Consider the following 22,169-nt stretch of genomic DNA (forward strand, 5'->3'; position numbering starts at 1 on the left):
TTTATTTAGTTATCGATTGTAACGCTTTATAGCATCTCTTACTTGATCTTTCTCCGAAGTAAAAGTGAGCATATCTATTACCTGATAATAGTTGCGCTTGTCCACTACTTGTGGATACATCTCTATCATAGCTTCAATCTTTTCGTTCGTAAATGAAAAGACATCAACCAATACTTTGCACTGTGCAGACGTTAGCGGTACCTCTTTAATCTTTTTCAGTCGATCGGACGAGAAGCCACTTTTTACCGAATGGAGGAATGCAGCGAACTCGCGATCTGACATCGCTCTTGACGGAGAGAGGCATTGTCCTGGTCTATGACCGGTTGTTGGTCCTGGGCCAACGGTTATGATCGGAGGTGTCACAGGCTGCGTAGGTTGTGCAATGATGGTTTGAACCGGCTCTTTAAACATGTCCAGTGCTACAACACGTCCGTCGGCAAAATTGATAATAATCACCGAATGCTCGTATGATATGAATGCTCTGTATTCCCACTCTTCTCCAACCTCGTCGAAACGTTTATATACAGGTTCACCGCAAAGTGCAATAACTTCTTGCTGTGTCATTCCTTTTTGTATCTGCTTGAAACGACTTGATTGATTATATGTCGAGCAACTACTTAATAATACTACGAATAATAGTAGCACTGTGATCTGTATCTTTTTCATAAGGCCGATTGATTTAAATGAATTCTTTTTGTTGTTACAAAAATAGGGCGAGAAAACTCCCCGCCCTACTGATTCTCTCTATTCATACGTAGGGATTTCCCTATTCTTTCATTTCTGCTTTTGAGTGGCTAGTGAAATGCCGTCTTCATGCAATACGATGAGTCGTTTGCGGTATAAGTCGCCCACTGCCTTTTTGAATGTTTTCTTACTTACATAGAAGGTGTCGTATATATCTTCGGCAGCACTCTTGTCGGTCAGAGTGATGTGTCCGTTGTGCTCCTTGATATAGTCCAGTAGTGTTTTGGCAAAATCGTCTATCTTCTCAAAACCGGGTTTCTGTAGCATCAGGTCAATTTTTCCATCCTCACGCACCTGTTTCACAAAGGCTTTCAGTGTCATGCCTGTGCGCAGGGGTTGAAATATTTCCGTATCATAGAGTAGCCCGCTGTATTGATTCTCAATGATGGCTTTAAAGCCAAGGTCTGTTTTCTGCCAGACAAGAATACGCACTTCGTCGCCCGGCTGATAAGCGGCCACCTCTTTCGACAGGTAGCGATCTACCTTGGCCGATGCCACGATACGATAACTCTCCTCATCCAGGTGAGCGTGTACAATGTATTTGTTGCCTACCTGCATTTTCATTTTTTGTTCGCTGAAAGGTACAAAAAGGTCTTTCATCAGCCCCCAGTTCAGGAAGGCTCCGAATTCATTGACCCAAGCCACTTCGAGACAGGCAAATTCGCCCACCTGTACCAACGGGGTTAGCGTAGTGGCAATCAGTCGTTCGTCAATATCGAGATAAAGGAAGACGTTGAGCCAATCACCTACCTTACAATCTTCGGGTACATAACGGGTAGGCAAAAGGATTTCACCCTCTTCTTCTCCGTCAAGATACATTCCAAAATCTACTTGCTTGACTACCTCAAGCGTGTTGAACTTTCCTAATTCGATGCTCATACTTTTTTTATTAATGCACACAAATATACGGTTTTCTATATAACTTATGGTTATCTCCCCTTACTTTTTACGATAAACAATCTGTTTGTTTAGTCGTTATATTTGCAATAACAATTGAAAACGGATTTATTTATTAAAAAACAGATAACATTATGAAATTCTTAACGAACGAGAAGCTAACCATTGTAGGAGCTGCAGGTATGATTGGTTCTAACATGGCCCAAACGGCCTTGATGATGAAATTGACTCCAAACATCTGTCTTTATGACCCCTACGCACCTGCACTCGAAGGTGTAGTCGAGGAGTTGATGCATTGTGCTTTTGAAGAAGTACATATCACTTATACTTCCGATATCGCCGAAGCACTATCGGGAGCGGCCTATGTGGTTTCATCGGGTGGTGCGGCGCGCCGTGCGGGTATGACACGAGAAGACTTACTCAAGGGGAATGCCGAGATTGCTCAGCAGTTTGGTAAGGACTTGCGTCGGTACTGTCCTGAGGTGAAGCACGTAGTGGTGGTGTTTAATCCTGCCGACATTACCGGATTGATCACTTTGGTATATTCAGGATTAAAACCCTCACAGGTATCTACACTGGCAGCGCTCGACAGTACTCGCTTGCAAAGTGAATTGATGAAATACCTACGCCTTCCTTCTTCGGATATTCGCAATTGCCGTACGTATGGCGGACACGGAGAGCAGATGGCCGTTTTTGCCTCTACTACCGAGGTGCAGGGCGAAGCATTGACCAAGATTATCGGTTCTCATCGTATGCCTCCCGAAGATTGGGATGCGCTTAAGATGCGTGTGATTCAAGGAGGTAAACATATTATCGACTTGCGTGGACGCTCCTCGTTCCAAAGCCCTGCTTTCCTTTCTATCGAGATGATTGCTGCCGCCATGGGAGGTAAACCGTTCTGTTGGCCTGCCGGTACGTATGTGTCCGACCATCAGTTCGATCATATCCTAATGGCTATGGAAACAACGATTACTGCAGAAGGTGTTCATTACAAAGAGGTAAAAGGCAACCTTGATGAACAAAAAGCATTGGAGGAGAGCTACGTACACTTGTGTAAGTTACGCGATGAAGTAATCGCTATGGGATTATTGCCCGAGATGAAAGACTGGCATACGCTGAACAAGCATTTGTAAGTACGCCGTTCGACTATAATCAAATCACAATGGGGTATCGTCTGAAAAGATGGTATCCCATTGTTAATTAAAGTAGAAAGCACCCTTTAATTATTATCGTTTTCTTTGAGAAATCGTTGCTACTTGTCTTTACTCTCGGCGACTTCGACCAAATAGACACCTACGAAAATGAAAGCAATGGCAAACAACTGCGTCCAGTTGAAACGATCCTGCCCCAGAATATAAGAGGTAATGGTAGCAACAATCAGAATAAGATAACCATATATTGCCACAAGTGTAGTCTTGAGATACTTTAATCCGTTAAACATGAGTAAGTAGCTAATCACCGTAGGGAATATCAATACAAACAGCAAGGCTAGTAGCGGTGCCCAATGGATGGGGAGTGATAGCACCGGAGCGTCGAATCCATAAAGGAATAATACGATGATACCCGAAATAGAAGCCCCGGTAAAGGTATACTTAAGCATTGTGAGCGGTCCTGCAGATGAGAGCAAGCGTTGGCTCATGACCAGATAAATGGCATATACGATGGAGGATATCAAACACAATAGGTTTCCGACAAAAGCATCTGATGCGAGATCATCACTTTTCTGTGTAAGGATGCAGACCAAAGCCCCGGCTAGTCCGATTGAGATGCCTACTACTTTGCCCGTCGTAACGCGTTCCTTAAAGAAAAATATCATGATAAGAAACACCCAAATAGGCTGCAGACTGATAAATATAGAACTCGAAATCGGAGTTGTTTTACTCAAACCTAATAGGTAGAAAAACATAAAACCATACAGCCCCACCGCTCCCAATAAAAGGAGTAGCCATTTCTCTTTTGTGGCAACGGTCTTTTCGGAAGGCAAAAACAGTGCGATGATCCAAAAGGCTACCGCAGCAAATACGCATCGCATGGTAGCCCCGGTGAGTGCACTCATCCAGAGTGGAAGTAGAAACTTCAACGCATTCATATTGAGTCCGCTAAATGTCTTAGAAACTGCTACACTAATGTTAGCCCCAAGTATCTTATTCTTCATAATGAATGCGTTTATGGTTATTTCGAGCTAATGCGAAACAAGAATATGCTCTGTCTCTTATAGGTCCATACTAATGCCAACAAGGTTACAACAAGATTGAATACGAACGGAAACTCTTGCGAATGAATATGGAATAAGGATTGGAAAAGACCGATGATAAACGGACACAACAGAATAGCCAGATAGTTCATCATCATCACAAAGGCCAATGCCAGCGTTGCCTTCTCAGGGATGGCTGTCTGTGTCGTTTTATCGTACACCAAAGGCTGAATAACGCCATAGCCCAATCCGGTAAGGATACAGCCGGGCACGATGAGCCATTCGCTTGGAGAGATCCAGATCAATGCCAAACCGGCAGCGATACTCACCAGACTATAAAACAGGGTCCTCTCTTTAAAGAAGCCTACGATCTGATTCAATAGAAAACCCGGTGCCATGATGGCCAAGAAGAAGAGCGATATCATAATACCTGAATTACCACTCGTGAAATGATGAGCTTCCATTAAAAAAGGCAAGTTGAATACAACGATCAACACTAGAAAGGTAGTCAGTCCGTAGAATGCCATTACCTGAGTAAGCCGACCGATATGAATACCATATTTACTGGCTGTCACCTCTGCGTCTATGGTGTCATCGCCCGCTTTGGCCGTTTGTGAAGAGCTGTTGAGTGAGGTGTTCCCTTCGCTTACCATGCTTCGTTGCAAATATATCGATAGTACTAATGATACCAGTGGCAACAGATAGACAACAAAAGGAAGATGCCAGTTTACTTCAGCCAGATATCCGGTGATAACCGTCACCACTACCAATGTAATATTGGTGATAGCCGAGCTAAGACCAAATTGCTTTACCCGATAGGCTCCGGTGAAGTATTTAGTGATAAGTCCGGTTGATAAAGGTACGATCATCCCCGAACCAACCCCCAACATGGCGCTGATAGCAATCAGTTGCCACATTTTATTCGAAAGCAGATACAAGATACCGCTCAGAGCGAAGATACCCAGTCCTATTTGTAGCAATCGGATGAAATTTACTTTCTGAGTAAGTGTACCTGCCAAAAGAATAAAAGGGATAATCAATAGCGAAGGTAGCGATGAGAGCATTTGTATGTCAAGCTCGGTAGCGTGTGGAAATATCTCGGTAAGTTTGCCCAATATAGGCGAAACGGCTAATCCCGGGAGTGCGTTGAGGGCTGATATCGACCAGATACCAACGAGTGTAATTAGAGGGATGGTTCCTCTTCCTGTTTGTATTCTCATATCTTAATGGTTTGGATTTGTAGATGCAAGAAGAACAATCGGGTGGGAGTAATGTTCAGCCTCTCTTGGCTGCATATAGATATAAAAAAGAGGAAATACCTTTGCAGGAATTTCCTCTTTTTTATGTCGAATTGAATCGTTCGTAATAAATTAGCGAACTCTTTTTTCTTTGATTCTGGCTTTCTTACCGGTAAGTGCGCGCAGGTAGTACAACTTAGCACGACGAACCTTACCAACTTTGTTCACCTCGATGCTGTCGATAGCAGGTGATTCAAGTGGGAAAATTCTTTCTACACCAATTGTTCCAGACATTTTGCGTACAGTAAAACGCTTCTTTTCTTGGTGTCCAGAGATCTTGATAACAACGCCACGGTACAACTGTACACGCTCTTTGCTACCCTCGACGATACGATATGCTACAGTTACAGTATCACCAGCTTTGAAACTTGGGTGTTGTTTGCCAGTAGCAAATGCTTCTTCAGCAATTTTAATTAAATCCATTGTTGCTATTATTAAATTGTTTTATCGTTACAACGCAACATACCAGGCAACTCTCTCCTGACAGCGATTGCGCGAAAGCGGTGCAAAGAAACAAATTATTTGCCACACTACCAACTATTTTTTATATATTTGTCGCTTAAACAGAAAAACGAGAGATCATGCAATATATAACAAAGTTCTTTTCAGGAGTAGCTTTAACGGGCTTACTGATATTTGCTTCCTGCCACTCTTCGCGCCAGGCAGTCGAGATAACCCAGATAAAAGGTACGTTGATCCCGGTCGATTCGCTGTTGGATGCACGCCCGGATGCCCAAGCCACAGCATTAATTGCACCGTACAAAGCCAAAATAGACAGTATGATGTATGCGGTGGTCGGAGAGAGTGAGATAACCATGCCGACAGGGCGTCCCGAAAGCTTACTGTCCAACCTGATAGCCGATGTATTGCGGGAGTCTGCCGTACCCGTGTTGGGGAAACCTGCCGATATGGGATTGGTAAACATGGGTGGCTTGCGTAGTATCCTTTCGAAAGGCCCTATTACCTGCGGTACTATCTATGAGATATTGCCTTTTGAGAACTCACTTTGCGTGGTAAGCGTCAAAGGAACAACGCTCAAAGAACTCTTTACCGCTATTGCTGCGAAGAAAGGTGAAGGGGTGAGTGGCGTTAAGCTAACGATCAACCAAGAGGGAGGGCTACTGAATGGAACCATTGGTGGAAAAGCCGTTGAAGATGATAAAGTCTATACCGTAGCCACCATTGATTATTTGGCCGATGGAAACGACGGAATGGCACCGTTGGCTCAGGCGATAAAGCGCGAATGTCCCGATAAGTCCATCTTGCGTGATCTGTTCATGGATTATGTAAAGCAGCAAACCAAGGCCGGAAAGAAAATAACATCCGGAATAGAGGGTAGAGTAGTAATTAATAATTAAGAATAGTCGACGATGAAAAGATATCAAAGAGGAGTAGTTGCATTGCTTTTGATGGTGTTCATGCTTCCGGCATTGGCACAGCAAGAAAAGACATTAACGATTTTGCAAACAAGCGATATGCATAGCCGTATCGAACCGATCGACAAGAATACAGCCGATAAGTATGCTGGTATGGGGGGCTTGGTACGCCGTGCTACATTGATCAAGCAGTTGCGCCAAGAGGTTCCCGGACTTCTATTGTTCGATAGCGGAGACTTCTCCCAAGGTACCCCTTATTATAATATGTTTCGTGGCGAAATCGAAGTAAAGATGATGAATCAGATGGGATACGATGCCATCACGATAGGCAATCATGAGTTTGACTTCGGCATGGACAATATAGCACGCCTTTTTAAGCTCGCCACATTTCCTATTGTATGTGCTAACTACGATGTGCAGGGCACGGGACTCGAAGGCTTGGTAAAACCTTATGTGGTCTTGGAACGCAACGGACTGAAAATCGGAGTGTTCGGTCTCAGTCCTCAGTTAGAGGGATTGGTGCAAGCCGATAAGTGCGAAGGAGTTGTATACAAAGACCCGGTGCTGATGGCCGATGAAATCGTTGCACAATTGAAAGATCATGAGCAGTGCGATGTAGTTATCTGTCTGTCGCACATGGGCTATGAATACGATAAAAAGCAATTGATTACTCAAACAGAGCATATCGATGCGGTATTGGGCGGACACTCACATACGTTTATGAACGAAGTAGAGATGATACCGAATCGCGCCGGCAAAAGTGTGTCGCTCCAACATAGCGGCAAAAGTGGTATCTATGTCAATCGTACCGATATTACGGTTAAATAAATAGTTCGGTATGCGTAAATACATGCTCCTTTTCTTGTTGAGTGTAGTTTCTGTGATGGGGACAGTACACGCAACAGCAACCGGTGTCGATCCTCTGTTGCTATATAAAGCAACGCATGATAAGCAGTGTCAACGTTGGGTAGACTCCCTAATGAATCGCTTGTCGACGAAGGAGAAAGTGGGGCAGCTCTTTATCTATACCATCGCACCGGTAGAGACGAAACGCAACCTGGTACTGCTGCACGAAGCCGTTGCTACCTACAAGGTAGGCGGACTCCTCTTTTCGGGGGGTAAACTACAAAATCAGGCATTACTCACCAACAGGGCACAAAAGCAGGCCCGTGTTCCTCTTATGATTACGTTTGATGGCGAATGGGGGCTGTCGATGCGCCTGCGTGGCACACCGGTATTTCCGCGCAACATGGTGTTGGGGTGTATTCAAGATAATCGGTTGATTTATGACTACGGTCGCGAGATGGCTCGGCAATGCCGCGAATTGGGGGTACAGGTCAACTTTGCCCCGGTGGCCGACGTCAACATCAATCCGCACAATCCGGTGATTAATACCCGCTCGTTTGGTCAGAATCCGATCAAGGTGGCCGATAAAGTAATCGCTTATGGTTCCGGCCTCGAAGGAGGAGGGGTACTTTCTGTCTGCAAACATTTCCCCGGTCATGGCGATACGGATGTCGATTCCCACAAAGCCTTACCCGTACTACCCTTCACCCGCGAACGGCTCGATAGCGTAGAACTGTATCCCTTCAAGGAAGCCATCCGTGCTGGTTTAAGTGGTATGATGGTAGGACACTTGCAGGTACCCATTATCGAACCGATAGGCAACTTACCCTCATCGCTCTCTCGCAACATTGTCTATGGACTACTTACCGAAGAACTGGCTTTCAAAGGACTTATCTTTACCGACGCACTGGCTATGAACGGCGTGTCGGGCAATACCCATGTGAGCCTGCAAGCCCTGAAGGCGGGCAACGATATGGTACTTGCTCCCCGTAACCTGAAAGAAGAGATGGAGGCTGTATACAAAGCGATCGACAAAGGAGAGCTGAGTATGGAAGACATCGACCGGAAATGCCGCAAGGTATTGACCTATAAGTATGCACTCGACCTTAAGCACAAACCGGTGGTGCGCCTATCCGGACTTGGTGCCCGTATTAATACGCCGCAAACGCGCGATTTGATTCGCAGGCTCAATCTGGCTGCCATTACCGTAATCTGTAACAAAAAGCAGATACTCCCGTTGCACACCGAAACCAAAGAAATGGCACTGCTCGAGGTTGGAGAACCAGGCGATATGAGCGACTTTGCTACCCGGTTGTCTCGCTATATCACCCCCGTTCGCTTTCGATTGCGTAAGAACATGACCGAAGAGCAGTCGCAACAGTTGCGCGATTCGCTGGCAGCTTATAAGCGAATCATCGTTGCTGTAGGCGAACAGCGTTTGGCTCCTTATCAGAAGTTCTTTTCCCGTTTTGCGCCTGAGTCACCCACTATATATGCTTTCTTCACGCCGGGCAAGATGATGTTGCAGATTCAGCGGGCAGTCTCTACTGCGCAGGTAGTCGTTTTGGGGCATTCGACAGCAGAAGATGTACAGCACCAGGTGGCCGATGTACTGTTTGGTAAAGCCACCGCCAACGGCAGGCTTTCGGCAAGTCTTGGAGGAGTGTTTCATGAAGGAGAGGGAGTAACCATTACGCCCGATATGCCTGTCCATTTCATGCCCGAAGAGTACGGGTTGCGCTCGGAGGTACTTGCGCGTATCGATTCTATTGCGATTGAAGGCATTCGTCAAGGAGCCTATCCCGGCTGTCAGGTGGTTGTGTTGAAGGATGGACATGTGATGGTCGATCAGAGTTTTGGCACACAAGCCGGTGGAAACTCCGAACGCATCGGGCCTCACAGCATCTATGATCTGGCTTCGCTTTCCAAAACCACGGGCACACTGTTGGCTTTGATGAAGCTTTACGACAAAGGATATTTCAGTCTGAATGATAAGCTGTCCGAGCATTTGCCTTGGTTGTTGCGTACCAATAAAAAAGACATTACCATACGCGACGTGCTTCTTCACCAGTCGGGTTTGCCCGCAGGCATTGTCTCTTATACCGAGTTTATCGATCGAGACAGTTATCAGGGGCGTTTATTCAGTAATAAACGCGATGGGAAACATACGCTTCATCTCGGCCCCGGTGTCTGGGCCAACCCCAACTTTAAGTTCAAAAAAGAGTATGTCTCCTCTGTTCGCGAGGGCGATTATACCTTGCCGGTGAGTGATGGTATCTGGTTGAATCGTTCTTCCCGAAAGCTCCTTGAACAGGAGATTGCCAAGGCACCAATGAAGGATAAATCCTATCGTTACAGTGATGTGGGCTTTATCTTGCTGCGTTTGTTGGTCGAACAGCTTGCTGATAAACCGATGGACGAATACCTTCAACAAGAGTTCTTCGAACCGATGAGACTCGAACGTACCGCTTATCTGCCGTTGCGTCAACATGCAAAGAAAGAGATTGTGCCCTCATCGATTGATCGTTTCTTGCGCAAGGATACGCTTCGCGGTTATGTGAATGATGAGTCGGCCGCATTCCAAGGCGGTGTTTCGGGCAATGCCGGTTTGTTCTCGACTGCCGGCGAAGTGGCGCGTATTTATCAGATGCTGCTCAATGGCGGAGAGCTCGATGGACAACGCTATCTGAGTGAGGAAACCTGTCGACTCTTTACAACCGATCAGTCAAAGATCAGTCGCCGTGTGCTCGGCTTCGACCGTCCCGATACGGTTAATCTCAAGAACAGCCCTTGCGCTCCTTCGGCACCCGCTTCCGTATATGGTCATACCGGATTCACCGGTACTTGTGCCTGGGTCGATGCCGAAAACGGATTGGTATACGTCTTTCTGAGTAACCGTACGTATCCCGATGCGACCAATCGCAAACTACAGCAGTTGGATATCCGCGAGCGAATTCAGGAAGTAATTTACGAGGCGATGAAATAACGCTTCACCACAGATGGCGCAGCGGATACGAAGGAATGTAAAGAGAAAAAGACAAGACAAGCGAAATAAGTAAGGGGCAAAGCAAGAAGCAAAGCCTCGGAAGAGGATACACTAAGAAACAAAAACAGAGGACACAGCGTGCACAAAGTTTATAATAAACTCAGTGCCCCCTGTGTCCTCTGTGGTGAATAAGGCTGAATGTTTAGAAAGCGATTCCCACGCGGAACCCAAAGTTATTCAAACCATCCACACTGTAAGTCAATACATCTGCTTTGTTGGTAGCGTAGCTATAATAAGCAGCGATGTGCAAACCGGGTCCGTAGGCCCATGGGTAGATGTTAAGACCTACTTCGGGAGATGCATAGAATCCCCAGCTGTTTTCTCTTGTTTCGAACATGTTATAATCCGAACGAACCTTTGCATAGCTCGGACCTACCTTCACACCGAAATAAGGTTGGAATGTTCCACCGCGGTTCATCTGATAGCGGGCAGCCACACCAAAAGGCATTTGGAAGATCGTATGTTGCTGATCGGTATTGAGCGATCCGTTGTTCAAAGGTATGGTTGTACGACCATAATATTCATGATTGCTATGGTATGACAAGAAAAGACCCAAGCCGATGTTGGGAGTTACAAAATAACCACCTTCCATATTCATACCCCAACCACTGGCATCGTTGGCAAAGCCATTGCTTAGCGGCACATTAAACTGCCAGTCGATGTTTGCATATCCGTTATCGGTTAATTGTGCCTTGGCCGGAAGGGCAAAGACGAGTGCAACAGCGACCACCGCCATCACTTTGAGAGATATCTTTTTTATTGTTTTCATATAGGTTCAGTTTTGAATATTATTTTTTAGTAAGATAAGGCGACTGCGTGAAAGCTTGATTAACGGCAGCTACCACCAACGTTTTGTTTACAGAAGTAGAGTAATCTATTCCACTCATATAGCTTGTCCAAAGTACGGGAATTTTCTTGCCGGCACCTTCATCGGTTGTTAAGTTTACGATTTCGGTGATGAATGAATTGGTACTGTAGCTATAGTTCACTGCATACGGATAATACCATCCGCCCCAGTTTCCCCAGTAGCCTGATCCCCAGTAGCCAGGATAGTTCCACCACCATTCGGGTTGTCCGTAGTCGGTGAAGTAGTGAGTACTCAGGATATAGCTTACCTGTACACCTAAGTCTGCACTTGCTTTGTTGGCAGCAGGTGTATAGCCTCTTGCTTCAAGATTCTTTGCATAAGCATTCAGTATTTCGTCTGCTTCTGCTCCTTTCCAATATTCCGGTTTGGCAGTATTGCCAATCAGAAGAATACTATCGGGCAAATAGTATGTACTAAATTGTTTAAAGTTAGCTTGTTTGTCGTAGTTGGTATAAACCAAATACTTACTGTCTAACTTGCCCATGTCTGGCTCTTTTTCGCAACCAGCGAATGCAAAGACCGCCAATAATAAAACAGGAATTAATCTCTTCATACTCTTTATAATGTTTAGGTTTAATAAAATCGTGCCCAGGTACCTTAGGCTTTTGTTACAAACAACAACTCGTTTTCTAAAAGGTTCAACGAAGAAGTTGTTAAAATGTTAATAGATAGCTCTTCACTTTGTCGAAAAGAGTGTATCTTTAGGCCATATTATTAAAACGAATACTTATGAAACAGTTGCGCATGCCGCGTGTCGTGCTTTTTGCTCTATTCCTTTTGGTTGCCACCGTCTCGCTCTGGGGGCAATCCGATTTACTCCAAAAGATCAAGACTATTCCGGCTATTGAAGAAGTTAAACCGCTCGAAACCTCCGAGTTCGCCCAGAAGTACGTAACCTATTTCTCTCAGCCGGTCGACCATCGACACCCTGAGAAGGGGAGCTTCCGGCAACGGGTGATTGTAGCTCATGTGGGCTTTGATTGTCCAACAGTAATGGTGACCGAAGGCTACGGCGGTGCCTATGCCCTGCGTCCGAAATACCGCGACGAACTGTCCAAACTATTGAATGCGAACATTGTCTTTGTTGAGCACCGCTACTTCCTCGAATCGACTCCACAGCCTAAGGACTGGCAGTACCTCACTGCCGAGAATTCGGCCTACGACCTGCATGCGGTGGCAACTGCTTTCAAAGCCATTTATCCGGGCAAGTGGATAAGCACCGGAATCAGCAAAGGGGGGCAGACAACGATGCTTTACCGTGCGTTTTTTCCCGATGATGTAGATATCTCGGTGCCCTATGTGGCTCCGCTTTGCTACAACATCGAAGACGGACGGCACGAACCTTTTCTGCAACGCGTCTCTACTGCTGAAAATAGACAAAAAATACAGGCGTTTCAGCTCGAAATACTCAAACGGAAAGCCACACTGCTACCGCGCTTCGAGCAGTATTGTCGGGACAAGAACTATGCGTATCGTACCAATTTGGAGGAGATTTACGACCTTTGCGTGCTTGAGTATTCGTTCGCCCTTTGGCAGTGGGGTACGCCCATAACCGATATTCCCGCCTCTTCGGCTACGGACGATGTGTTGTTTGCCCATTTCCTGGCGATCAGCGAACCCTCTTACTTTGAGAAAGAGGGAGCCAACACCTCGTTCTTTGTGCAGGCTGCCCGTGAGTTGGGCTATTATGGCTACGACACCACTCCCTTCAAGCAATACCTCTCCATACCCAATGCCAAAGGCTATCTGCACCGTCTGATGGTGCCCGAAGAGCTTGGCCGGATGAAGTTTGATAAGCACCTGAGTAAGAAGGTAGCGAAGTTTCTCCGTAAGAACGATCCTAAGATGATATTCATTTATGGCGAGAATGATCCCTGGACTGCTGCGGGCGTCACGTGGCTGGAAGGAAAGCAACAGATGCGCGTCTTTGTTCAACCCGGTGGCAGCCACCTGGCTCGTATCGGCACCCTTCCGCAACCGATGCAGACCGAAGCCCTTACACTGCTCAAGCAGTGGCTGGCCGAGTAAGGTGGCTTCGGGAAAGGTTCAGAGGCATCATTCGGGGGGGAGTTAGTCCTCCCGAATGATGCCTCTGAGCTGTTTGGGTATTTCTATCTTTTCCAGACTCAACTCCTGTAGGCGTGCTTTGCCTGCTGGGGTGAGCGAAAAGTACATTTGTCGCTTGTCCGTTTGCCCCATCGAGCGTTGAATCAACCCTTTCTCCTCTACCGAGCGAAGGGTTTTCGAGGTATGCGATGTGCCCATCTCTGTTCGTTCGGCTATGGTAGTCGATGTGATTTCACACCCCGCCTCTTCGAGGCAGCACAACACCATCGCTTCATTGAGCGATAGGTTGTACTCCTGATAGAAGGCTGTTTCGAATTGCGCCAATGCTTTGTACACATCGCGCATGATACAGATCGTTTTCATATCTTCCTTGTCAAATAAATAAGTTTACGTTTGCGTTATCTGCCCGTTCCATATAGGTGGCTACTCCACCGATGGTAACCTCGTCGAGCAGTTCTTCGCGGGCCACGCCCATCACGTCCATCGACATTTGGCAGGCGATGAACTCGACCCCGTTCTCCAACGCTTGTGTTCGCAGCGACTCGAGCGAATCGATTCCTTTGCGGTGCATGATGTAGCGCATCATCTTGCCGCCCATACCGCCCATGCTCATTTTCGAGAGCTTCAGTTTCAGCGAATGGGCAGGAAGCATCATGCCGAACATCTTGCCGAAGATATCTTTCTCTACTGCCGGCTTGTGCAGACGTTTAATGACATTCAATCCCCAGAAGGTGAAGAAGATGGTTACCTTTTGTCCCGTGGCGGTTGCGCCGTTGGCCAGTACGAAGGTGGCGAGTGCTTTATCCAGATCATCACTGAACATGATGAATGTTTTTCCTTTGCCCTCGCACGAACTCACCAGGTGGCAGGCCTCGGGGCTACCCTTTTCGATGGTAATCGTTGCTTTGCCAGCAGCCGATGTTTGCGACACCAACCGGTTGCCGGTCGAGTTGCACCAAGCTGCGGCATCACGTGCAAATCCGGGGTCGGTCGATACGATTTCTACCTGTTCGCCGGGCGTGAGCGTGTCCATGGCTTTTTTCATCTTCAGAATAGGGCCGGGGCATTGCAGACCGCAGGCATCTACCCGAACGATGTTTGCCAACGCTGCCGGCTGCTCGCCCGATTCACTAACGGAGGCCGCCTTGGGCTTTGCGGGCAGTGGAAACTGCTCCTTATCGTGAATAATGATAGGGGCGGTGGCTGCCTGATAGGTCTTGAGCCCGCCCGAAAGGTTGTGCACCTGCGTATATCCGTGTTGCACCAGTATCCGGTAGGCGAGGTATCCCCTCAGTCCCACGGCACAGAATACATAGATGGGTTGGTCGCGCGGAATCTCCTGCAAGCGGTCGCGCAGCTCGTCGAGCGGAATGTTGACCGCTTCGGACAGGGAGCCGACAGAGAATTCGTCCTTCGTTCGCACATCGAGCAGGTAGGCATTTTCCGTGCGCAGGTCGCGTAGTTCGCGCCAGTGCACCAGCTTCATCTTGCCGGTGATGATGTTCTCGGCTACGTAGCCCGCTATCGCCACCGGGTCTTTGGCCGAAGAGTATGGAGGGGCATAGGCATGTTCGAGACGCATAAGGTCGTAGATGGTTCCGCCTTGCTTGATGACCAACGCCATCTCGTCAATGCGCTTGTCTACACCGTCGTAGCCCACAATCTGGGCACCGTATAGCTTTCCGTCGGTGGGATCGAAGGTGATTTTGAGGCTCATTTGCAGGGCACCCGGATAGTAGCCCGCGTGCGAGTTGCTATGCGTAGTCGATGATACGTACGAGATACCAAGCTGTTTCAGTCGCTTGGCGGGCAGTCCGGTCGAAGCCACCGTAAGGTCGAACACCTTGGCGATGGAGGTTCCGATAGAACCCTCGTACGGAATCTGTGCACCCAGCACGTTGTCCGCCACGATGCGCCCTTGGCGGTTGGCGGGGCCTGCCAGATAATTGAGCCACGGCTGCCCGGTAATCGGGTGTCGAAACTCGATGGCATCGCCGATGGCGTAGATCGATTCGTCGGAGGTTTGCAGGTAGTCATTGACCGCAATGCCTCCTGCCGGACCGATGGTAAGCTCGGCGGCACGTGCCAACGTTGTCTCGGGGCGCACGCCGATCGAGAGAATCACCAAGTCGGCCACAATGGATTCGCCATTCTGGAAAATCACTTTTAGCTCTTTGCCTACCCGTTCGAACGATGCTACTGCCTGCTCTAAATACAAGTTAACCCCTTTGCTCATCAGTTGTTGATGCACCAGCGAGGCCATGGAAAAGTCGATGGGTGCCATCACTTGATTGCCCATCTCGACGATGGATACCTGTGCCCCCAGATGATGCAGGTTCTCGGCCATCTCCAGACCGATAAATCCGCCTCCGATCACAACGGCACGGCGCACCAAGTGCTCTCCCACGTATGTTTTGATGCGGTCGGTGTCGGCCACATTGCGTAGCGTGAAGATGCCCTCCGAGTCGATTCCCGGCAGGGGTGGACGCACGGGAATGGCTCCGGTCGAAATCACCAAGCGGTCGTAGCTCTCCTCGTAGGTATCTTCGCCTACGCGTCTTACCGTAACCGTTTTTTTCCTCTTATCGATAAAGATAACCTCGTTCTCTACCCTTACATCTACGCGAAAGCGCAGCCCGAAAGCCTTTGGTGTTTGCACAAACAACTTCTCGCGCTCCTCAATCACTCCACCTATATAATAAGGTAGTCCGCAATTGGCATACGATATATACTTTCCTTTTTCGAGCAGAATGATCTCCGCTGTCTCGTCCGTTCTTCTGATACGGGCTGCGGTAGTGGCTCCCCCGGCAACTCCACCGATGATGATAATCTTCATTATATTATTTAGTTTAAATAGTTTCCTATGGAAATAACATCTAATGGATACTAATTGTTCGGGCAAAGATTACTTTTTTTTCTTCTTCTCATTCTTTAACGATGAGCATGGTGTAAGGGTACGTGTAGAATATCCCAAAAGCAGTTTGGACGAAAGGCGGTTGCACTGTGTCCGAAAGCCCCTTGCATCGCTCGCTTTTCGTGCCTTTATTTCGTAACTTAGAAGCCCATAAAACTACCTTCTCACCTAGGTGAGAATATCTACCCACCTAGGTGAGAAGGTTTACCCACCCGGGTGGGGAGGTCGTCTCACCCGGGTGAGAATATAAGAATACCGCGGGCAAATTGTGGCTTCCCGCGAAATACTCCCGAAAGTTTGCACAGTCCGTACAAAAAAGAGTAACTTTGTCCACCCTGTTTTTATCCCTTTATTTTAATAAACCGAAACATGAGTAAGATTCTTATAATCGACGACGAGCCTCAGATTCGCAGCTTGTTGGTACGAATGATGGAGCTCGAAGGATACGACGTCTGTCAGGCAGGCGATTGCCGGGCAGCGCTCAAGCAATTGGAACAGCATGCGCCCGAGGTGGCCCTGTGTGATGTCTTTCTGCCCGACGGCAACGGGGTAGAGTTGGTTATGGCCATTAAAAAAGCAGCCCCCCAAACCGAGGTGATTTTACTTACCGCCCACGGCAACATCCCCGACGGTGTGCAGGCGATCAAGAACGGCGCGTTCGATTATATTACGAAAGGAGACGATAACAACAAGATTATCCCCTTGGTGAGTCGCGCTGTAGAGAAGGCATTGCTGAATGCCCGTCTGGAGAAATTGGAAAAGAAGTTGAGCGGGAGGTATTCGTTCGACTCCATCACAGGGCAGTCGAAGGCAATCAAGGCAGCTGTTCTGTTGGCACAGAAGGTGTCTGTAACCGATGTACCTGTACTGCTCACGGGCGAAACGGGTACGGGCAAGGAGGTCTTTGCCCAAGCCATTCATTACAACAGCAAGCGAGCCGGACAGAACTTCGTAGCTGTGAACTGCTCGTCGTTCAGCAAGGAGTTGCTCGAAAGCGAGATGTTCGGCCATCGGGCAGGCTCGTTTACGGGTGCGCTCAAAGACAAAAAAGGGCTGTTCGAGGAGGCCAACAACGGCACGATCTTTCTCGACGAAATAGGCGAAATGGCTTTCGAGATGCAAGCCAAGCTCTTGCGTATTCTCGAAACGGGCGAATACATTAAGATAGGCGATACGAAGTCTACCCGCGTCAATGTGCGTATCATTGCCGCTACCAACCGTAACCTGCCCGAGGAGATAGCGGCAGGGCGTTTCCGCGAAGATCTGTTCTATCGCCTATCGGTGTTCGAAGTGCACCTTCCCCCTTTGCGCGAGCGCGAGGGTGATGTGGGATTGCTGGCCACGCACTTTATCAACGACTTTGCTGCGAAGCTGGCGCACCCCATCGTAGAGATTACTCCTGCTTTTCTTGAAGCCATCGGCCGACAGCCTTGGAAGGGCAACATCCGCGAACTACGCAATGCCATCGAGCGCAGCTTGATTGTGTGTGATGGCGGCCGGCTCGACGTGTCCGATCTTCCGTTCGAGATACAAAACAATCATTATGAACAAGCCGACGGCAGCGGTATAGGCAGCTTTGAGCTTGCCTCGATGGAGAAGCGGCACATTGTCCGGGTGCTGGAGCATACGAAAGGCAATAAAACCGAAGCCTCACGCCTGCTGAAGATAGGACTGACAACGCTTTACCGCAAGATAGAGGAGTATCGGATAAAGCCCGACGAATATAGAGTATAGTCTTCTCTATCAAAAGAGAGCGAACCCTACCAAAATGAAAGGGTCTTCATGGTTGATACCATGAAGACCCTTTTTGTTTATATGCTTGTTTGTTAGTTGATTGACCTTCCCTTTGTGGTGTCTCCTGCTCTTTGGCATACATTTGGCAACAGTAGAGATAAACAAAATAATATAAACATTAAACAAGTAAAAACATGGGTATCACAGGGTCGTTTATTCTTTGTCTGTTGGGCGGGCTAGCCTGCTTCGGACTTTTTTGGAAGTGTATAGATTGGTTCGAGAACATTTAAAGGAAAGCCATCATGTACACAGCACTATTCATCATAGGTATCATCCTATTCGGCTATTTGGTATATGTACTTATCAAGCCCGAAAAGTTTTAATCACACACTAATCAAGTAAAGCAATGAACACAGAAATACTAGGTATAGCCTTACAGATTATCCTAATGATCGCTTTGAGCTATCCGCTGGGACGGTATTTGGCCAAGGTTTACAAAGGAGAGAAAACATGGTCGGACTTTATGGCGCCGATTGAAAACCTTATATATAAGGTATGTGGTATTAACCCCAAAGAGGAGATGGATTGGAAGGTATTCCTCAAATCGCTGCTGATCGTGAATCTCTTCTGGTTTATCTGGGGGATTGTTCTGCTGGTGTCTCAGGGGTGGCTTCCACTCAATCCCGACGGCAATCCGGCACAGTCGCCCGATCAGGCTTTCAATACCTGCATCAGCTTTTTGGTCAACTGCAACCTGCAACACTACAGCGGCGAAAGCGGACTGACGTACTTTACACAACTGTTTGTTATTATGTTCTTTCAGTTTATCACCGCTGCTACCGGTATGGCTGCCATGGCGGGAGTCATGAAGGCGATGGCCGCCAAGACTACCCAGACAATCGGTAACTTCTGGCAGTTGCTGGTGGTGAGCACGACACGCATCTTACTGCCGCTGTCGCTTATCGTGGGCTTCATCCTCATTCTTCAAGGAACCCCGATGGGTTTTGATGGTGCGATGAAGCTGACCACGCTCGAAGGGGTGGAGCAAACGGTTTCGCAAGGCCCTGCGGCAGCCATCGTTCCCATCAAACAGCTCGGAACCAATGGTGGCGGCTACTTCGGAACAAACTCTTCGCATCCGTTGGAGAACCCTACTTACCTGACCAATATACTCGAGTGCTGGGCAATCCTTCTCATTCCTATGGCGATGATTTTCGCTCTGGGCTTTTACCTCAAACGCAAGAAGCTGGCTTTTGTTATCTACGGTGTTATGCTTTCGGCCTATCTGTTGGGAGTGGTGGTCAATACCTATACCGAGATGAACGGCAATCCGCGTATCGATGCGCTGCGCATTGCCCAGACCGGCGGTGCGATGGAGGGCAAAGAGGTACGCATCGGCTCCGGGGCTACGGCCTTGTGGAGTGTTACGACAACGGTTACCTCGAACGGTTCGGTCAATGGTATGCACGACTCTACCATGCCCCTTTCGGGTATGGTGCAGATGCTTAATATGCAGATTAATACCTGGTTTGGCGGAGTGGGAGTGGGCTTTCTTAACTACTATACCTTTATCATCATTGCCGTGTTTATCAGCGGATTGATGGTTGGGCGCACCCCCGAGTTTCTGGGCAAAAAGGTCGAAGCTCGCGAAATGAAGATAGCCACACTCGTGGCACTGCTCCACCCCTTTGTGATTCTGGTGGGTACGGCACTGTCTACCTATTTGTATGTGCATGCTCCTGCTTTTGTTGCGGGCGAGGGTGGTTGGCTCAATAATCCCGGTTTTCACGGATTCAGCGAACAGTTCTACGAATTCACCTCCTGTGCGGCAAACAACGGATCGGGTTTCGAAGGACTGGGCGATAATACCCCGTTTTGGAACTATGCCTGCGGCATTGTGCTGATTCTGAGCCGGTATCTGCCTATCATCGGGCAAGTGGCCATTGCCGGTTTGTTGGCCAAGAAGAAGTTTATTCCCGAGAGTTCGGGTACGTTGAAAACCGACACGGTAACATTCGGACTGATGACCTTTGCCGTGATCGTAATCATTGCTGCCCTGTCGTTCTTCCCCGCACACGCACTGAGTACCCTTGCAGAGCAATTAAGTATGTAATCAACCAAGAGTAAAAAGAGTATGAAAGATAATAAAGCCGCTTCTTTGTTTCAAAAGGAGCAAGTCAAAGAGAGCCTCAAACAATCGTTTGTGAAGCTCGACCCTCGGATGATGATTAAGAATCCGATTATGTTTACCGTAGAGATAGCCACACTGGTGATGCTGTTGGTTACATTCTATTCGCTGACCAATAGCTCGCAAGGTTCGTTCGGTTACAACCTGACGGTGTTTCTCATCCTGTTTCTCACCCTGCTGTTTGCCAATTTTGCCGAAGCTATCGCCGAGGCGCGCGGCAAAGCGCAGGCCGACAGTTTGCGCAAGACCCGCGAAGAGACACCCGCCCGCCTACTTCGGGGCACGAAGCTCGAACTCATCAGCAGTTCGGAGCTTAAGAAAGGCGATGTGTTTGTGTGCGAGGCAGGCGATATCATCCCGTCCGACGGAGAGATTATAGAAGGACTCGCCTCTATCGATGAGAGTGCCATAACGGGCGAATCGGCTCCTGTCATTCGCGAAGCTGGTGGCGACAAAAGCTCTGTTACGGGAGGTACGAAGGTGCTTTCCGATCAGATTAAGGTGATGGTTACCACCCAACCCGGCGAGAGCTTCCTCGATAAGATGATTGCCTTGGTAGAGGGCGCATCGCGTAAGAAAACGCCGAATGAGATTGCGTTGACCATTCTACTGGCAGGTTTCACCCTCGTATTTGTCATTGTGTGTATCACACTGAAACCCTTTGCCGATTACAGTGGTGCGGTGATTACGATTGCTTCGCTTATTTCACTGTTCGTTTGTCTCATTCCCACGACTATCGGCGGGCTGCTTTCGGCCATCGGCATTGCCGGTATGGATCGGGCGTTGCGTGCCAACGTGATCACCAAATCGGGCAAAGCGGTAGAGACGGCCGGAGACATCGACACCCTGCTGCTCGATAAGACAGGCACTATTACCATCGGTAACCGCCGGGCTACGAAGTTTCATCCGGTGAACGGGGTCGACGAACGCAGCTTCATTGAAACCTGCCTGCTCTCCTCACTATCCGACGAAACACCCGAGGGAAAATCGGTTATCGAGCTGGGACGCGATGCAGGGTTCCGTATGCGCAACCTCCGTACCACCGGAGCACGGATGATTAAGTTTACCGCCGAAACCAAATGCTCGGGTGTAGACCTGGCAGATGGTACACAGATACGTAAAGGAGCCTACGATGCCATTCGCAAGATAGCCGAGGCTGCCGGAAACTGCTTTCCGCCCGAGACCGAAGCGGCCATCTCGTTTATCTCGAACAATGGGGGTACACCGCTCGTTGTGTCGGTAAACCGGCAAGTAACCGGAGTGATCGAGCTCCAAGACATCATTAAACCGGGTATTCAGGAACGTTTTCAACGACTACGCAAGATGGGCGTGAAAACCGTGATGGTAACGGGCGACAATCCGCTTACCGCCCGTTACATTGCCGAGAAGGCGGGAGTCGATGATTTCATTGCCGAGGCCAAGCCCGAGGATAAGATGAACTACATCAAGAAGGAACAGGAGGCCGGCAAGCTGGTGGCTATGATGGGCGACGGTACCAACGATGCTCCCGCCTTGGCGCAAGCCAACGTAGGAGTGGCCATGAACAGCGGTACGCAAGCCGCCAAAGAGGCCGGCAACATGGTTGATCTGGACAATGACCCCACGAAGTTGATCGAAATAGTCGAAATAGGCAAGCAACTGCTGATGACACGCGGTACGCTCACCACCTTCTCGATTGCCAACGACGTAGCTAAATACTTTGCCATTGTGCCCGCCTTGTTTATGGTAGCTATCCCCGAACTGGCCGCACTCAATATAATGGGGCTACACTCGCCAGAGAGTGCTATCCTGTCGGCGGTTATCTTCAATGCCATCATCATCCCGATCTTAATTCCGTTGGCACTCAAAGGGGTACAGTACAAACCGATCGGTGCCAGTGCGTTGTTGCGCCGCAACTTGCTTATCTATGGGCTGGGAGGAATGATTGTTCCGTTCATCGGAATCAAATTAATTGATATGGTAGTAGGGTTGTTTTGCTAACGCGACGATGTCGCTGC

The 22,169-nt window shown here is 48.3% G+C and carries 18 protein-coding genes; 9 read left to right on the forward strand and 9 right to left on the reverse strand.

From position 1 onward, the window contains the following. Positions 1-9 precede the first annotated feature (9 nt). Both TY03_RS13390 and TY03_RS13395 read right to left on the reverse strand, forming a co-directional pair. Positions 10-666 (reverse strand): DUF4476 domain-containing protein, encoded by a 657-nt coding sequence (locus TY03_RS13390; RefSeq protein WP_042370840.1) that lies wholly within the window; start codon positions 664-666, stop codon positions 10-12. A 108-nt stretch (positions 667-774) separates the two neighbouring features. Beyond that, positions 775-1,623 (reverse strand): CvfB family protein, encoded by an 849-nt coding sequence (locus tag TY03_RS13395; protein WP_042370841.1) that lies wholly within the window; start codon positions 1,621-1,623, stop codon positions 775-777. 152 nt (positions 1,624-1,775) lie between these two features. Between TY03_RS13395 and TY03_RS13400 the strand changes: the two genes are divergently transcribed. Then, positions 1,776-2,774, forward strand: a complete 999-nt coding sequence (locus TY03_RS13400) for a malate dehydrogenase (RefSeq protein WP_042370844.1) — start codon at positions 1,776-1,778, stop codon at positions 2,772-2,774. Between the two features lie 119 nt (positions 2,775-2,893). Here the strand turns inward: TY03_RS13400 and TY03_RS13405 are convergent, their stop codons facing one another. The 3 genes from TY03_RS13405 to rplS form a co-directional block, all read right to left on the reverse strand. Then, complete coding sequence (locus TY03_RS13405) at positions 2,894-3,796, reverse strand: DMT family transporter (protein ID WP_042370846.1); 903 nt, start codon at positions 3,794-3,796, stop codon at positions 2,894-2,896. Positions 3,797-3,813: 17 nt separating this feature from the next. Continuing rightward, positions 3,814-5,055: an MFS transporter gene (locus TY03_RS13410; RefSeq protein WP_042370848.1), complete on the reverse strand. Its 1,242-nt coding sequence runs from the start codon at positions 5,053-5,055 to the stop codon at positions 3,814-3,816. Positions 5,056-5,205: 150 nt separating this feature from the next. After that, complete coding sequence (gene rplS / locus TY03_RS13415; protein ID WP_042370849.1) at positions 5,206-5,556, reverse strand: 50S ribosomal protein L19; 351 nt, start codon at positions 5,554-5,556, stop codon at positions 5,206-5,208. Positions 5,557-5,714: 158 nt separating this feature from the next. Here rplS and TY03_RS13420 point away from each other — a divergent pair, with 158 nt between their 5' ends. Genes TY03_RS13420 through TY03_RS13430 form a run of 3 tightly spaced genes read left to right on the forward strand, consistent with a single transcriptional unit; the run spans position 5,715 to position 10,341 of the window. Further along, entirely contained in the window at positions 5,715-6,491 is a 777-nt protein-coding gene (locus TY03_RS13420; protein ID WP_042370851.1) for a 5'-nucleotidase C-terminal domain-containing protein, read from the forward strand. Between the two features lie 12 nt (positions 6,492-6,503). Further along, on the forward strand, positions 6,504-7,337 hold the full coding sequence (locus tag TY03_RS13425) for a bifunctional metallophosphatase/5'-nucleotidase (protein ID WP_042370853.1): 834 nt from the start codon (positions 6,504-6,506) through the stop codon (positions 7,335-7,337). A gap of 22 nt (positions 7,338-7,359) precedes the next feature. Next, positions 7,360-10,341 carry a glycoside hydrolase family 3 N-terminal domain-containing protein gene (locus TY03_RS13430; protein ID WP_394330889.1) on the forward strand — a complete coding sequence of 994 codons (2,982 nt, stop codon included), beginning with the start codon at positions 7,360-7,362 and terminating at the stop codon, positions 10,339-10,341. A gap of 202 nt (positions 10,342-10,543) precedes the next feature. On the opposite strand, the gene TY03_RS13435 is transcribed toward TY03_RS13430, so the two are convergent. Further along, entirely contained in the window at positions 10,544-11,170 is a 627-nt protein-coding gene (locus TY03_RS13435) for a porin family protein (protein ID WP_042370858.1), read from the reverse strand. Positions 11,171-11,189: 19 nt separating this feature from the next. Beyond that, positions 11,190-11,822: a DUF4136 domain-containing protein gene (locus TY03_RS13440; protein WP_042370859.1), complete on the reverse strand. Its 633-nt coding sequence runs from the start codon at positions 11,820-11,822 to the stop codon at positions 11,190-11,192. Between the two features lie 176 nt (positions 11,823-11,998). On the opposite strand from TY03_RS13440, the gene TY03_RS13445 reads away from it, so the two are divergent. Beyond that, positions 11,999-13,297: a S28 family serine protease gene (locus tag TY03_RS13445; RefSeq protein ID WP_042370862.1), complete on the forward strand. Its 1,299-nt coding sequence runs from the start codon at positions 11,999-12,001 to the stop codon at positions 13,295-13,297. 42 nt (positions 13,298-13,339) lie between these two features. Here TY03_RS13445 and TY03_RS13450 read toward each other — a convergent pair whose 3' ends face one another. Beyond that, a complete protein-coding gene (locus TY03_RS13450; protein ID WP_042370863.1) occupies positions 13,340-13,699 on the reverse strand; it encodes a winged helix DNA-binding protein in 360 nt (119 codons plus the stop codon). Positions 13,700-13,709: 10 nt separating this feature from the next. Next, positions 13,710-16,172 carry an FAD-dependent oxidoreductase gene (locus TY03_RS13455; RefSeq protein ID WP_042370864.1) on the reverse strand — a complete coding sequence of 821 codons (2,463 nt, stop codon included), beginning with the start codon at positions 16,170-16,172 and terminating at the stop codon, positions 13,710-13,712. Between the two features lie 447 nt (positions 16,173-16,619). Between TY03_RS13455 and TY03_RS13460 the strand changes: the two genes are divergently transcribed. The 4 genes from TY03_RS13460 (at position 16,620) to kdpB (ending at position 22,152) form a co-directional block, all read left to right on the forward strand. Next, complete coding sequence (locus tag TY03_RS13460) at positions 16,620-17,984, forward strand: sigma-54-dependent transcriptional regulator (RefSeq protein WP_042370865.1); 1,365 nt, start codon at positions 16,620-16,622, stop codon at positions 17,982-17,984. Positions 17,985-18,286: 302 nt separating this feature from the next. After that, positions 18,287-18,367, forward strand: a complete 81-nt coding sequence (gene kdpF / locus TY03_RS21940; RefSeq protein ID WP_074434180.1) for a K(+)-transporting ATPase subunit F — start codon at positions 18,287-18,289, stop codon at positions 18,365-18,367. 23 nt (positions 18,368-18,390) lie between these two features. Next, on the forward strand, positions 18,391-20,097 hold the full coding sequence (kdpA, locus tag TY03_RS13465) for a potassium-transporting ATPase subunit KdpA (RefSeq protein ID WP_042370866.1): 1,707 nt from the start codon (positions 18,391-18,393) through the stop codon (positions 20,095-20,097). 21 nt (positions 20,098-20,118) lie between these two features. Beyond that, on the forward strand, positions 20,119-22,152 hold the full coding sequence (gene kdpB, locus TY03_RS13470; RefSeq protein WP_042370867.1) for a potassium-transporting ATPase subunit KdpB: 2,034 nt from the start codon (positions 20,119-20,121) through the stop codon (positions 22,150-22,152). Positions 22,153-22,169: the final 17 nt, after the last annotated feature.

Source organism: Bacteroides neonati, assembly GCF_000499785.1.
In the GTDB taxonomy this organism is placed as follows: Bacteria; Bacteroidota; Bacteroidia; order Bacteroidales; family Bacteroidaceae; genus Bacteroides; species Bacteroides neonati.

What these genes read in the sequence shown, in the direction of transcription:
- TY03_RS13390 (WP_042370840.1), bottom strand. Translation starts at nt 666, where the DNA reads ATGAAAAAGATACAGATCACAGTGCTACTATTATTCGTAGTATTATTA.
- TY03_RS13395 (WP_042370841.1), bottom strand. Translation starts at nt 1,623, where the DNA reads ATGAGCATCGAATTAGGAAAGTTCAACACGCTTGAGGTAGTCAAGCAA.
- TY03_RS13400 (WP_042370844.1), top strand. Translation starts at nt 1,776, where the DNA reads ATGAAATTCTTAACGAACGAGAAGCTAACCATTGTAGGAGCTGCAGGT.
- TY03_RS13405 (WP_042370846.1), bottom strand. Translation starts at nt 3,796, where the DNA reads ATGAAGAATAAGATACTTGGGGCTAACATTAGTGTAGCAGTTTCTAAG.
- TY03_RS13410 (WP_042370848.1), bottom strand. Translation starts at nt 5,055, where the DNA reads ATGAGAATACAAACAGGAAGAGGAACCATCCCTCTAATTACACTCGTT.
- rplS (WP_042370849.1), bottom strand. Translation starts at nt 5,556, where the DNA reads ATGGATTTAATTAAAATTGCTGAAGAAGCATTTGCTACTGGCAAACAA.
- TY03_RS13420 (WP_042370851.1), top strand. Translation starts at nt 5,715, where the DNA reads ATGCAATATATAACAAAGTTCTTTTCAGGAGTAGCTTTAACGGGCTTA.
- TY03_RS13425 (WP_042370853.1), top strand. Translation starts at nt 6,504, where the DNA reads ATGAAAAGATATCAAAGAGGAGTAGTTGCATTGCTTTTGATGGTGTTC.
- TY03_RS13430 (WP_394330889.1), top strand. Translation starts at nt 7,360, where the DNA reads ATGCTCCTTTTCTTGTTGAGTGTAGTTTCTGTGATGGGGACAGTACAC.
- TY03_RS13435 (WP_042370858.1), bottom strand. Translation starts at nt 11,170, where the DNA reads ATGAAAACAATAAAAAAGATATCTCTCAAAGTGATGGCGGTGGTCGCT.
- TY03_RS13440 (WP_042370859.1), bottom strand. Translation starts at nt 11,822, where the DNA reads ATGAAGAGATTAATTCCTGTTTTATTATTGGCGGTCTTTGCATTCGCT.
- TY03_RS13445 (WP_042370862.1), top strand. Translation starts at nt 11,999, where the DNA reads ATGAAACAGTTGCGCATGCCGCGTGTCGTGCTTTTTGCTCTATTCCTT.
- TY03_RS13450 (WP_042370863.1), bottom strand. Translation starts at nt 13,699, where the DNA reads ATGAAAACGATCTGTATCATGCGCGATGTGTACAAAGCATTGGCGCAA.
- TY03_RS13455 (WP_042370864.1), bottom strand. Translation starts at nt 16,172, where the DNA reads ATGAAGATTATCATCATCGGTGGAGTTGCCGGGGGAGCCACTACCGCA.
- TY03_RS13460 (WP_042370865.1), top strand. Translation starts at nt 16,620, where the DNA reads ATGAGTAAGATTCTTATAATCGACGACGAGCCTCAGATTCGCAGCTTG.
- kdpF (WP_074434180.1), top strand. Translation starts at nt 18,287, where the DNA reads ATGTACACAGCACTATTCATCATAGGTATCATCCTATTCGGCTATTTG.
- kdpA (WP_042370866.1), top strand. Translation starts at nt 18,391, where the DNA reads ATGAACACAGAAATACTAGGTATAGCCTTACAGATTATCCTAATGATC.
- kdpB (WP_042370867.1), top strand. Translation starts at nt 20,119, where the DNA reads ATGAAAGATAATAAAGCCGCTTCTTTGTTTCAAAAGGAGCAAGTCAAA.